7 protein-coding genes are annotated in these 14,060 nt (G+C 47.8%); 3 read left to right on the top strand and 4 right to left on the bottom strand.

Features of this window, described 5'->3' with window-relative positions; all coding sequences use genetic code 11:
• The first annotated feature begins 45 nt into the window (after window positions 1-45).
• Together QFZ51_RS17070 and QFZ51_RS17065 are read left to right on the top strand one after the other, a co-directional pair.
• Window positions 46-2,730, top strand: a complete 2,685-nt coding sequence (locus tag QFZ51_RS17070) for a PQQ-dependent sugar dehydrogenase (RefSeq protein ID WP_429047431.1) — start codon at window positions 46-48, stop codon at window positions 2,728-2,730.
• Between the two features lie 112 nt (window positions 2,731-2,842).
• Complete coding sequence (locus tag QFZ51_RS17065) at window positions 2,843-4,660, top strand: WG repeat-containing protein (protein ID WP_429047429.1); 1,818 nt, start codon at window positions 2,843-2,845, stop codon at window positions 4,658-4,660.
• Between the two features lie 38 nt (window positions 4,661-4,698).
• Here QFZ51_RS17065 and QFZ51_RS17060 read toward each other — a convergent pair whose 3' ends face one another.
• Complete coding sequence (locus tag QFZ51_RS17060; RefSeq protein WP_429047427.1) at window positions 4,699-7,188, bottom strand: hypothetical protein; 2,490 nt, start codon at window positions 7,186-7,188, stop codon at window positions 4,699-4,701.
• Window positions 7,189-7,272: 84 nt separating this feature from the next.
• On the opposite strand from QFZ51_RS17060, the gene QFZ51_RS17055 reads away from it, so the two are divergent.
• The gene (locus tag QFZ51_RS17055) at window positions 7,273-7,647 is read left to right on the top strand and encodes a VanZ family protein (protein ID WP_429047425.1); all 375 of its coding nucleotides are present in this window, start codon (window positions 7,273-7,275) and stop codon (window positions 7,645-7,647) included.
• On the opposite strand, the gene QFZ51_RS17050 is transcribed toward QFZ51_RS17055, so the two are convergent.
• Genes QFZ51_RS17050 through QFZ51_RS17040 form a run of 3 tightly spaced genes read right to left on the bottom strand, consistent with a single transcriptional unit; the run spans window position 7,644 to window position 14,027 of the window.
• Window positions 7,644-9,131 carry an FG-GAP repeat domain-containing protein gene (locus QFZ51_RS17050; RefSeq protein ID WP_429047423.1) on the bottom strand — a complete coding sequence of 496 codons (1,488 nt, stop codon included), beginning with the start codon at window positions 9,129-9,131 and terminating at the stop codon, window positions 7,644-7,646. The two genes, QFZ51_RS17055 and QFZ51_RS17050, sit on opposite strands and share 4 nt — an antisense overlap.
• Window positions 9,121-10,614: a RagB/SusD family nutrient uptake outer membrane protein gene (locus QFZ51_RS17045; protein ID WP_429047421.1), complete on the bottom strand. Its 1,494-nt coding sequence runs from the start codon at window positions 10,612-10,614 to the stop codon at window positions 9,121-9,123. The genes QFZ51_RS17050 and QFZ51_RS17045 overlap by 11 nt, the downstream gene beginning before the upstream one ends.
• 29 nt (window positions 10,615-10,643) lie before the next feature.
• Entirely contained in the window at window positions 10,644-14,027 is a 3,384-nt protein-coding gene (locus QFZ51_RS17040) for a TonB-dependent receptor (protein WP_429047420.1), read from the bottom strand.
• Window positions 14,028-14,060 lie beyond the last annotated feature (33 nt).

Here is a 14,060-nt window from a genome sequence, read left to right as displayed (position 1 = left end):
TTCTATTATTTTGTGTCCCGCAAATCAAATCCATAATCACATTACATGAGTGAACTGTTCAGGCTATGCACGCAGAGACTTCCGGCCCTGTTTATTGTCGGATTGACATTAATTATACAGGGATGCGGCGACCACCCTGCCAAAAGCAAGGCTACCAAAGCCCCGGAAGACAACCGTTTTACCAAAACCATTCTTTCCAACGACCTCAACGAGCCGATGGAACTGGCGGTAGCAGGTAATGGCAGCGTGTATTTTATTGAACGCAGCGGTAAATTGTATCACTACGACCCGGCCACACAGGCCACCAAAGTCGTATATACATTCCCGGTACTCCCCGATACGAAGGAGGGATTTGGTAACGGGTTGCTGGGTGTTACCCTTGATCCGGATTTCGACAAAAATCATTACATCTATTTTTACTATACGCCCAATAAGCTTCCCGCAGCGCAACACGTATCCCGCTTTACGCTGGAAGGCAAAGACTCCCTGGTGGTAGCTTCCGAAAAGGTATTGCTCACCATTCCGCTGGAACTGGAAGTGAGCGCGCATACCGGCGGCTCGCTCGACTGGGACCGCAACGGCAACCTCTTTATTTCCACCGGTGACAACACCGTGCCTTTCGCTTCCAACGGTTATGCGCCGATAGATACTATTCCCGGCCGCATTACTTTTGACGCCGAACGCTCCGCCGGCAATACCAACGACCTCCGTGGAAAAGTGCTGCGTATCCATCCCGAACCGGATGGCAGCTACACCGTTCCTGCCGGCAACCTCTTTCCCAAAGGCACCGCCGGCACACGCCCTGAGATATACGCGATGGGCTGCCGCAATCCCTACCGCATGTCTGTTGACACGGCCACCGGCATTGTTTACTGGGGCGAGGTAGGTCCGGATGCAGGCCAGGACGGCGATCAGGGGCCACGCGGATACGACGAAATCAACCAGGCAAAAAAACCAGGCAACTTCGGATGGCCATTTGTAGTAGGTGATAATAAAGTATATCCGCAATATGATTTTGCCACCAAAACCATCGGCGCACCTTTCAAAGCAGAAGCGCCGGTAAACAATTCACCCAATAACTCCGGGCTGAAAGTATTGCCACCCGCACAAAAGGCCATGATCTGGTATCCGTACGATTCCTCTGCCGTATTCCCTCAACTGGGCAACGGCGGCCGCTGCGCAATGGCCGGACCAGTATTCCATTATAATGAAGCAACTGCCTCCCCTACCGGTTTGCCTGCATGGTATGATAACGCCTTATTTATTTACGACTGGATGCGTAACTGGATATATGCTGTGCGACTGGACAGCCAGCAGCACTTTAAATCGATGGAACCTTTCATGAAAACCAACGGCGATTTCAGGCGCCCGATAGACATGGCCATTGGTAAAGGCGGCGACCTGTACATACTCGAGTATGGCTCCGTATATGGTATCGACAACGACGATGCGCGACTGGTACGCATTTCCTATAACGGTGGCAACCGCGCACCGGTAGCAGCTATTACCACTGCTGATACCGCCGGCACTGCCCCTATGAAAGTAAACTTCAGCAGCAAAAGGAGCTATGATTTTGATGAAGGACAGGCACTTAAATACGAATGGCATTTTGGCGATGAAACCGCTGCGGTAACTGATTCCTCACCTGTGCACACGTATGAAAAGAATGGCGTGTACCATGCCATCCTGAAAATAACGGATCCGGAAGGCGCCAGCAGCACCGATACCCTAACCATCCGCGTAGGTAACACCGTACCGGAAGTAAAGGTTAGCACAACCGATAACACTACCTTCTATTTTGAAAACAGCCCGCTGCATTATGCCGTTACAGTGACGGATAAGGAAGATCCGGCCATCAATAACGAGCAACTGATGATTGGCCTGCATTACATTCCACGCAGCAAAGCGAAAGCAGAGAAAGGACATCAGCTCATTACCAAGGTACCGGCGCATCCTGGCAAGTTGCTGATGGAAAGCAGCGATTGCAAGGCGTGTCACCAGGTAGATAAAGCCTCCGTAGGCCCTGCCTTTACACAGGTAGCCAAACGCTATGAGAAAGACCCTAAAGCACCAGCCTATCTTGCTGCCAAGATCATTAAAGGCGGCGGCGGCGTTTGGGGAGAACACTCTATGGCGGCACATCCGCAGCTGTCTGTTGACGAAGCCGGACAAATTGTAAAATACATCCTCACGCTGTCCGCGCCGCAGGCGGCAGGCAGCTTGCCCGCCTCCGGCAGCGTAGCACTGAAGGATCACCTGGGTAAGGAAAAGTATGGCACCTATGTACTGGCAGCCACCTATACAGATGGCGGCGGCAACGCCTCCCCGCTCAGCGGCAGCGGGCTGCTGTTCCTGCGCTCCCTCCGCGTACAGGGAGAAGATGCGGACTCCGTTAACAACATAGACCGTTCATCTGATCACCTTGGAGCTATTCATAACAAATCGTTCTTTGTATTCAGGGATATTGATCTGAAAGGTATTCATAAAGTCACTTACCGGTATTCATCCCTCGATAAGGATGCGGTGCTGGAAATTCATACCGGCAGCGTGAACGGACCAGTGATCAGCAAGCTGGCATACAAAGCCACCGGCAACTGGGATAAATTTATAGAAGTAACCGCACCAGTGGAAGCACCTGCCGGTAAAAATGATCTCTACTTCGTGTTCAGCAAAGATCAGCAACCGGACCAGCATTTGTTTACACTGGACTGGCTCGAATTTAAACCATGATAAAAATATAGCCTTGCACGTTATGGTGCTTTTCTGCGCCCTGTATACAAATGTATACAGGGCGCATTTTTTTATCTGCATTTGATTTATCTTCCGTCTGAAATTATTCATTATGTCTCACAGAGCTTACCTCTATAATATTTCTTCCCCGGCTGTTGTTCAGGATACCGATGTAATGGTAATGGAATGGGGATACGAAGTGCCGCTGCTGCTGCAACCCCTGCTGATTGACGAAGGTTTTGTGGCGGGTAATATTTATAACACGCATACCGATCCCGAAAATTTTGGTCTTTATTATAATGCAGAAAAGGGAATCCAAAACATTAAACGGTTTTATAATTTTATCGAAAATCACCAGTCAGCACTGATAGATGATATAGAAAGTTTTACGATCGCCAAAGAAAAAATGTTCCGGTACCTGGATAATTTAAGTCAGCCTTACATTCATGTAGATGCCTGGGACGTTTTTAACATGAGCGATGAAAGTCATCAGCAGCAAGCCAATGACCTGTTGACGGTGATAGCCTATAACAACAATGTCATCACCCGTGCAATAGACGCAGATGATATTTCGCTTTTAACCCCTGCTGCATTTGCAGGCGGGGTGATGCTGGGGTTCTCCGATTTCAGGTCCTTGCTGAATTACCCTGGTTATGATTATGGATTCAGGTATATCTATGAACAGGCAGATACCGGGGATACAGATATTTTTGAAGAAAACGGACTTTGGGGATTAAAAGATAAGAAGGGGAAGATATTGGCGGAAGCGATTTATGACGAGTTCTATGGTTTCGATGAAGAAGAAGAACTCGCCGTTGTAGCAAAAGACGGGAAGTACGGCTATATCCATAAATCCGGGAAAATGGTTGTACAGCCGGTTTATAACGACGCCTATGGATTTGACGGCGGATATGCGGTAGTGAACTTAGAGGGCAAGTATGGCCTGATACAGTCGAACGGCAACATCAAGCTCCCGCCGCGTTACGATGACCTCTCCTCCTTAACGCCTTTGGGAAGTTACTGGTCGGCCGCATTGAATGGAAAATACGGGGTAATAAATGCTGATGACAAAGTAATGCTGCCTTTTGATTATAATCATGAAATTAAAGTTTCCGACGATGAAACGTTTTACACCATCGAAGAGGAAGGCGCCGGCAGCCATTTAATATTCTCCGGTCAGTTTGTTTTTCTCGGCAGATTCGATCCTGCCTTTGTTAAAGGGAGAGCTATTTATCATGCTGAAAATTTTAATGAAGAGGTTGTTATATTCGAGGTTTTAAAACATCCATATCAGGCGCATAATGTTTTACTATCTTCCAGTGGAGAAATCTTACTGGCTGATTATACTGACATCATTGAAACCTGGGGACACGCATTTTTAATGAGTAAGAATGATAAACAAGGATTGTTTAAATACCCGCGGGGACTGGTGCTGGATTTCGATTTTGATTTAATAGAAGATCTGCGTCCAATTACCGATGAGCCGATAACGGCTATTATCAAGGAGTTACCCGAACGTCTTGAACATCTGTCTTTCAACTTTTGTAAGGTTACTACCAATAATCAAGATGGCTTATTCTTCATCTGCTGTGATTTTAGCAAATGGATACTGGCGCCTGAATACGCCGCAATAGAATACCTCAAATCGCAATACATCGCCGTGCATGACGGCGCCAACTGGGCGGTGTTTAATATTGACGGAAGCCAGCATACCGGTTTTGAATTCGAAGAACTTATCAACCTGATTTCTTACACCGGAATTGCCTACGGTATAAAAGGAGCACATGTTTTTACCATTATGAAAGAGGGAATCATGCCTGCTGATAAAATGCATTTGCAGGATTATGTGGAGGCAAACGAGGAGTATGGTTATTATTATTTCACGGAGGATGTTCAGAAAAAGTTCCAGGCGTATATTGACGAAGAATGATAGGAAGGGGTCCGGTATCCGATGATAAAAATCCCGTGTCAGGTCGATCTTATACTCATCGATTCCCACTTTCCTGCCCAATCCATCAGATAGGGCTCCACCCCTTTTAATGACTTACATTTTCCCAGGATCCGGTACACATTCTCCCAAGTTTGCGCATTGGGTCCACGGAGGAACTCCTGGATACTCTCTGTTAACATTCCCATCTGGGGTAGCAGTGCCGGATCACCATGCGCCACGCTGGCTACCAACGCCAGCAGCTCGTCGGCCGTCTCCCGGTCGGCAGCGGTCAGTGCTGGTACATTAACAGGCGGGGATTGCGGCTGGAAACGGGGTATATTCCGTTGTGGAGATGTTGATATATTGGTATTAGGAACAAATGGTCCTGGAATGATTTTAGGCTTCTTGTCCTTTTCGTCGCCGGTATCCTCTGTTTTCAGATCTGTTTCGGATTTACGTTTTATGGGTGCGGCTGTCTGGGCTTCCTTCAATGCTGCGTCGAGTTTTGCATAGGCCGATTTAAGCAGCACTTCCCGGTTGTTCAGATCCAATTTTGTCTGGTTTTCCCGCCAGAATTTTTTATACAAGTCGAAAATATCTTTTGCTGCTGCATCGAACTTTCTTTTCTGCCAGTCTTCCGTTAGCTTAGCCCGGTAGTCCGAGTTGATCGTGGTATTTAGTTCGTTCAGCAGCTCCAGCACAAAATCAGCTTTACCCTGTTCAATGAGTAATGCGTTTTTGTCCTTTACAATTTGCGCTTTCAGGGGAGCCAGCAGATCCTCCAGTTTCTTTTCACTCAACTGCGGATCTTTCTTCCATTCTTCCACAGTTCTGCTCAGTATTCCTTCCTGCATAACCGCAAAACGTTTCCCAAACTCGGGATTTAGTTCAGGGAGATACTTGGCCACTTCTGCATTGAATGCTGGTTCCAAATCGCGCAGGTAGCGCTCCTTCCTGAGTTCTGCCACGGTTTTGACTTCCACCTTTGGGGCGGGCGCCTTCTTCTTCTTTTCCAGTGCCAGTTTCTCATCTTCCTTTGCTTTCCTTACTTCTTCTACCTTCACCGCATATGCTGCTTCATTAGCCGCCTGCTCTGTTTTTTTGGCGATAAGAAACGATTGGCCTTCTGGTGTTGTCGTGGAATGTATATTATTATTATGAATGAAGGCTATCGGCTTCTGGGGTATCGGTATTAGTTCATAACCAGCCGGCATTTTAAATGCAGTGGTAATCTCCAGGTCGTACTCCTTAGAAAACAGTGTACTTTTATTCAGCCCAAACGGTTCAAAAAGATAGTCGAATCTGGATCCGTTAATAAAATATTTGCCTGAAAGATGATAATCCGGTGGCACTTCTTTTAATGTTCCGGTAGCAGAAAAGTAATACCCAGGTATAAATGTTTCCGGTACCAGCGCCATTGTTCCGCTCTTGGTTTCTTTGCTGGTTGGTATGGTATGCACCAGTGTTTCACTGAATATCGGGCTTTTAGCGGCCAGTTTCCAGTGGCCGGTTTCACTACCATCTTTTGTGGGATCCCGCTCCAGCTGTTGAACAAGGAACCTGAACTTAGCTGGAAGTTTGTTCTCCTCCAGGAAAGTGCCTTTAAAAAACCCTTTGTATGCGCCCCATTCGAGTGTTTCCACTTCAAACCTCACTACTTTATTGTTGGCATTCACGGCTTCTTTGGTTTTCGCCTCCACCGTTGTCTTCATCAAACTATTAAACGGGGTGGATATCGGAACCAGGTTATCGTTAGTACCTGGTCCATGCAGGTGATCATTCAGCATATGACCACGTATATACGTGATCTTTTTGTTGAGCGCTGTGAATAGTTTTGATTCACCCGTAGGGGCGCTTCCCATCACACCGTCATCCCTGGGCAACAGGCTCAATGGGTGCATCACCACTTCCTTACAAAAAGTGTCCCCGTCGGTCGTTGTATGAACGGATGATTTTTCTTTATGAGATGGTGGCCGTACCTTTTTCATCACATCAGCCGACTTCGCGTTTAGCTGCTTTAGCAATCCGGCGATCTCTCTCAATTGGCCCAACGCCATAATGCGCTCCGCCTTTGTGGCCGCCACGTGCTGAGATTTTTTTGGTAAACCAGTCTTCTTACTGATCCTGTTAGCCGCCTTAGTAGTGCCATAGGTATTCACATGCACCTTCTTCGCCAACACCTCAATATCGTTCAGCAGTTTAGCGATATCCGGCGTCATATGCCTGGCGTGTTTGCTGCGTTTCCGCCTTAGAAAAAGTTCCAGTGTTTCTTTGTCTGAATGCAGCCACAACTGCCCATCTGCGGTGTCCATGATCAGCGTATGCAGTTCATCTTCGCCATCGCCGTCCATATCGATCAGCAATGGCTCCGTCAGTTCTCCATTAAACGGTACTTCTGCAGTGGGGATTTCCTCCTGTGGCGCCGCCCCCCGGTTTGCTACCGCCGGTATCGCAATGCCATTGGTTGCCGCCTGGTTAGCGGCTGCATGGGAACTGGTTAACGTATCCGGTGATGACGCGGCCTTCATGGAAATGGTTATTTATAAGGAAGTTACAAAATTTTCGTTTTATTTTGAACCTGCTTTGCACTTTGTTATTTATGACTTCAACCCATGAACAAAAAAACCGCGTACATCATTCTTCTTTCCATTGCACTCCTATTCACACTCTATGAAGAGCTGAAACTCAGACCTTACTTATTAAAGCATCATATTACCACTTTCTACATAGCGGATTCCCTGCCGAACTTCCTGGCGGTGGTGATCTCTTTTCTGGGATACATGGTGATAAGGTTTCCTGTCGACGACCGGAAAGCTCCCAGCCTTATCTTTTCGCTGGTAGCCGGGCTCACGCTATACGAAGTTTGCCAGTTATGGATGCCCGGGCGGACTTTTGACGTAAAAGATGTGATTGCCTCTGTTATCGGTGGCACATTTTCCTACCTGGTTTTTCGCATCGTGAATAAGGCATTTAATAAACATATTTAATACCGGTTCTCCCAGATAATAAATTCAGGACCATTCATCCAGTAATTCATCAAAGACTTATCATTCCCCGGCTTTGCAGCCATATTTCCGGCGAGGATATCCGGCTTGCCATCGCCGTTAAAGTCTTTTACATCCATACATACCCACCGGCCCATGCCAGCCACCTGTTTGTCGGTATGTAATTCAAACTGTCCATCCTTTTTTTGCAGCAGGCAGGTAAGGGCCAGATCGGGGTGCTGTGCATAATCAGCGAAGAAGCTGATAGCAACAAGGTCCGGGCGACCGTCGTGGTTAAGATCCGCCGGCACTGCCTTATAGCAGCCATACAGCGGCTGGAAGAATACCTGGCGCCAGGCATTGCCTGTGTTCCTGAAAATATAGACGCCATGATAGGGCTTCAGTACGGGCGACTGATCCGCATTGTCGCCACAGGTAAAAATGATATCCCGCTTGCCATCGCCATCCATATCGGCCAGCTGGAAATAGGTAGCGCCATAGGAAGGCGGGAATCGCAATACCTCCTTTATTTCAAAGTTACCGTTTCCTTTGTTGAGCAACTGGAAGATGCCTTCATTCCCCTGTGCAAACAATACCCAAATATCTTTTTTACCATCTCCATCAATATCTTCTATATACATTTTTTCAGCACCGGGAAGATTAACGATCACCTTTTTACCGGCTTTGGTAAATAGAGACAATCCCCCTTCCATAAAACCAAACTCGCATACCAGCAGCTCATCATCCAGCAGGAGCGATTGTACCGGCCGGTAAAGCTGGTCGCATAAAATTTTTCGCTGTATAATCTTATTGTCTTTGATGGCAATTTCTTCCACTGCGCCATTCCTCGCTATCCCGCCCGGATTAAGACTTCCAATGTGCGTGAGCAGGTAACGCCCTTCGCCCACAGGCGCTACATCCACCACTGTGCTGTTATCAAGACTGTCCACCTGCTGCAATGCCGGGTCAAAAACACGGAGGATACGCTTATTAATATCTGATTGAAACAGCAGCTTTGCTTTTTCATCATAATAAATGCAAGATGTAAAAGACGCCGATTTTTTTGGCGGTAATTTCAGCAGGAAGTTGTTGCCGGACACAGGAACAGGAAATACCGGCTGCGCAATTTCTGCTGGCGCCGATGCGGCGTACCAGGCCACAATTTCCTTCCAGTCGTCCAAAGGAATAAATGTTCTCATAGGCGCTATGGCCGGATCACGCAGGTGCTGCAATGCCGGCGGCAGCAGCTTATATTCGCCGCTGCGGTCCTTATAAATATCCGCAAAGGCGCCCATCGCCGGCAGCACGCCATCCGTCCAGATATGCGCCGGCAGCAGCGCCGGTTCAGGGAACAAATGACAGGAAGCGCAATATTTTTTTGCGATATCGCGCCGGTGATCCGGCTGCTTCCCTGCGCAGCCACAGAGCAATAATAAAATAACGGACCAGGCCCGAGCCAGGTCCGTTGCTTTAATTTTAGTATCCATTATTTTGCTTGATAACACCTTTGGATTCGTCGATTACCTTCCGGGGCAACGGGTACAACACAAATTCCGGCTTTGCAAATATGGAGCCTTCATCTTTCGCATGCTGTACAAAGGTTCCCCACCGGATCATATCTTCCCGGCGGCTTCCTTCACACCACAGTTCAAAGAACCTTTCATCCATGATCTTCTTCCTGAAGGTATCCTTCGTGAATTGACCAGGCTGGTAGGTAGCCACGCCTGCGCGGGTTCTCACCATATTCACCAGGTCACAGGCTTCCTGCACAGGGCCCTGGGTTTCGTTAATGGCTTCTGCCAGCATCAGCAACACATCTGCATATCTCCACACAATAATATCCGTTCCCTGTGCTTCACTGATAGCGCCGGGATCAGGGCCATACTTCATGGGAATGGCGCCAATATAATTATTTGCACGGGCGTCGAATATGGCGCCGCCGGAAGTGGGCCATTTGGCCAGCAAAACGCTCAGGCGTTTGTCCTGCTGATCAAATTTATCGTAGGCTTTCCAGGGCATTTTATAACCGCCCCATTGCGTAATGGTAAGTCCTTCGGGATCTACATAGTTACCCGGCATACACATAGCCAGCCAGAGGTTATTATTGACCGATGCGTCGAACCTGCACGGGATAGCCAGGATTACTTCCTGGATATTTCCTTTGTTAGCGAAGGTGAAAATATCCTTATAGTTATTCTGCAGGCCATGACCATATGTTTGCAGCTGTTTACCAGTACTGATAACCGATGCCCAGTTCTTTTCATGCAGGTATAATTTCATCAGGCCCATGAGACAGATATCCTTTGTAAACCTGCCATAATCGGAGGTTGCCAGTTCACTGGCCTTGGGTAACCCCTCAAATCCTTCCTTGTAATCTTTTTCTATCTGTGCTACCATCCATGCGGCATCGGGCCGGGGAATAGGTTGTGCTGAAGGATTTGCTGCTTCCTTCGCATCCAGGCGGATAGGCACAGGGCCATAGCAATTATAGAGAATCCAGGAGTAATGGGCGCGCAATGCCTTTAGCTCTGCGATATACCTGCTTTTCAGGGTTTCATCCATCTGCACGCCTTGTATTTTGTCGATGTCAATGGCTATTTCAGAAATCACCGGCATCAGGCCATTATAATGATTTAACAGTTGGGAAAAATCTTCCGAAAAATTCAGCTGGTTAAACTTACGCCAGCCATCCCAGCCCCAGGAACACACCAGTTCATCTGTGGTGAAGCTGCTCTGGGCATTCCAGCCTTCATTGGCGGCGCCCCAGCCTCCCCCGTAAAATCCTGCATTGAGCATACCGGCATACATACCGGTAACCGCCGCTTTTACATCTTCGGCATTCAGAAAAAAGGTAGAGGAAGAATAACGGTCGTATGTTTTTTCTTCCAGCCCCTTTTCACAGGAAAAGCTGACCAGGGAGAAAAGAAAAATTATCAGTAAAGCGTATCTGTAGTTATTTGGACGTTTCATTGCTGTTCCTTTTAAAATGAATAAAGAGGCTAGAACCTGGCATTCAGACCAATAGTGTAAGAGCGGGACATGGGATATGCCAGGTAGTTCTGCAATTCAGGATCAATTCCCCTGTAAGAAGTAATGATGAAAGGATTCTGAACATTGGCATATATCCGTAAGCCGCTCAATACGTTTTGTTTTGCAATCATTTTTCCGCCGAAAGTATAGCCCAGGGTAATATCCCTGCATCTAAGGAAACTGGCATTTTCCAGCCAATAGTCGGAGTTGGCGGCGTAGCTGGCATAAGGATCATTGAGACCGGTGGGGTACTTCGCATTCACATTATCGTACGACCACCTGTCTTTGGCAATGCTCAGCACATTCCAGCCAAATTGTCCCAGCTGCGCATAAGTACTGAATGCAGACGCATAGTCAGAATTATATTTCTTCTGGATAAAACCATACATGAAAATGCTCAGGTCAAAATTTTGATAGCTGAAACTGTTGTTGAATCCAAAGCTGTAGCGTGGACCGTCGATGCCCACCAGCACCTGGTCGGCAGAGGAAATTTTGCCATCGGGTTTACCGGTAAGATTACCCGCATCGTCGTAGCCGTTCAGGTCTTTCACAATAATTCCACCCGGCAGGATGCCCGGCATGCTGGCAGGAGCTGCTTTGTCTCCTTTATAGATCCCATCGCTGACATAACGATAGAGCCCATTGAACGGGCCATCGGGGGCAATATATTTTGCCAGCGATCTTAACGCATCAGGGGATCTCTTCACCCAGGAATTATAGTAATGCGACAGGTTGATCGTGGTGGACCAGTTAAATCCTCCCGCTGTTTTGCTTATAATATTTTTAGTATTCAGGCTTGCATCCCATCCGCGGCTGCGTGTTTCGCCAGCGTTACCCGCCACGCTCGATACCGGGAAGTCCGATGTCAGCGGTACGCTCTGCAGCAGGTTCACAATCGTTCTGTTGAAATAGTCGAATGAACCTCCTACCCTGTTACTGAACAACTGGAAATCCAATCCTACGTTCACATCCCTTTGTGTTTCCCAGCTCAGGTTATCGTTACTCAGCTGGCTAAGCGACACACCAGGCAAGCTGGTACCTCCAAACACATAAGAGGTGTTGGCAGTATAATAGGAGAAAGCGCTGCCGCCGATGTCGCTGTTACCAGTGGTGCCATAGCCTGCCCTTAACTTCAGGAAGCTGATCACCGGGAGATTATTTTTCAGGAAATTTTCTTCGGAGATGATCCAGGCAGCGGAAATGCCGGGGAATGTACCCCACTTTTTGTTAGGTGCAAAGTTAGACGCGCCGTCCCTTCTGATGCTGGCTGTGAGGATATACTTATCTGCAAAGTCATAAATAATCCTGCCAAAATATGATTTCCAGATACGGGTAGGATTTCTGTAAGAGCTTACGCCGGGTCTTGGCGCGGTACCGTACCCGATGTTATTAAAAAGGAAGTTATCGGTCGGGAACCGGTCATTATAAAGCCCTAAACCATCCCAATCACTTACCTGGTAAGAATGTCCGGCCAGTGCCTGGATATTGTGTTTTTCCCCGAAGCTTTTATTGTAGTTGAGTGTAACTTCTGAAATTTTGGAGACAGAGTTATTTTCATTGATAGATGCCTGTCCGCCTGCGCGTGCACCATAGAGGAAGGTTTTAGGGAGATAGGCATACCGTTTCCCGGAGGACTGATCATAGCTGTAATTCATTTTAGCTTTCAGGCCGGGGATGATTGTCCATTCCGCATAGCCGGAAGTAAGCAGGCGACTGCTTTTGGTGTAATCTGTAATATCCAGGAACGACAGCGGGTTGGGTGAGTTCTGGTAATCCGGGTTGATGAGATAGTTACCCGCTGCATCTCTCAGGGGCATATTGGCCGGGTAATAAAATGCGGACAGCACCATGCCGGAATATTCATTTGCCTGTGTGCCCACGTTGGCATTGATGGCATTGGAACCGGAAGCAATCACGTTTACACCCACTTTTATGTTCTCGCCAACTCCCTGGTCAAGACTGATCCTTCCATTGTACCGCGTAAACGCAGAGTGTTCCAGTACACCCTGCTGATCCAGGTAATTGCCGGATACATAGTAACGCGTTTTATTGCTGGCGCCGGAGAGGGAAATGTTATGCTGCTTGGTATAGCCTTTCCGCGTGATCGCATCTATTGCACTGGGTAATAAAGCAGTGGTATCTATTTGTGATTGTGTATACTTTGGAATATACGGCGTTACGGTACCCGGATCAGTGCTGCCATAAGGCGCAATCTTGTTAGTCAGCATCCATTGTTCCAGTCCTATTTTGTTACGTTGCTCCATATACTCTTTCGTATTCAGGATATCATAAAACTTAATGATATCCTGGAAAGCGTAGCTTCCGCTGTACTCAATATGCGGCTTATCTCCTTTACCCTGTTTGGTGGTGATGAGCACCACACCTGCGCCGGCCCTGGCGCCATAGATCGAAGTAGCCGAAGCGTCTTTCAGGAAGTCGATTGATTCAATATCATTGGGGTTAATAAAATTAAGGGGCGACCGGTCAACACCTGAGCTGCCATACCGGGTGTCTGACGAAGGTTCCGCGGCGTTATCGTTAATGATAACTCCATCTACCACGTACAGTGCTCCCGGGGAAGCGAATGATGGATTACTCCTTATCTGCAGGTTAACGCCGGCGCCTGGCTGTCCGCTGCTCTGGATGGCGGATACGCCCGCAGCGCGGCCAGCCAATGCCTGTACCACATTGGTGGAAGCGGCCGTATTCAGTTCGGCAGTTTTTACAGAAGATACGGCGCCGGTCACATTTCTTTTCTTAACGGACCCGTAACCAATCACCACTACTTCCTGTTTTTGCTCGATAGCGGCTTTAAGTACAATCCTGAGTTTTGTATTGCCATTCAACGGCACTTCCTGTGTCACCATCCCGATAAAAGAGAAAATAAGGGTATGGGAAGCATTATCAGGCACGTTGAGAGAAAAATTTCCTCCTGCGTCGGTACTCACGCCTTGTTTTGTTCCTTTCACCTGGATGGATACGCCCGGCAGCGGTGCGCCGTTTTCATCGGTTACCTTACCGGAAACCTCCACCCGCAGCGGCGCTGCGGCCGCTGGATCAGGGGCATTCCTGCTAACAACAATCACATTATCGACAATGCTGTAATGAAATGGCTGCCCTTTTAAACTCAGCTCCATCACTTCCGGCAATGAGGCCTTGTCTACCCGGATGTCTACTTTCCTGGCTTCTTTCAGCAGGTTAACATCATACCAGAAAGAGTACCCGGTTTGTTTTTCAATCAATGAAAAGATCCGTTTAAGCGACAGGTTGCGCTCATTCAGCGTCACTGTCTGGGAATGGGCGCTGGCCGATATTCCCATACTGACAATGATTAACAGGACCGCTAGCTTCATAAATAGCAGTTTTTTTATTTTTTTCCAATTAAA

The organism is Chitinophaga sp. W3I9, assembly GCF_050434025.1.
Taxonomy (GTDB): Bacteria; Bacteroidota; Bacteroidia; order Chitinophagales; family Chitinophagaceae; genus Chitinophaga.
This window is presented reverse-complemented; position numbering and strand designations above follow the sequence as displayed.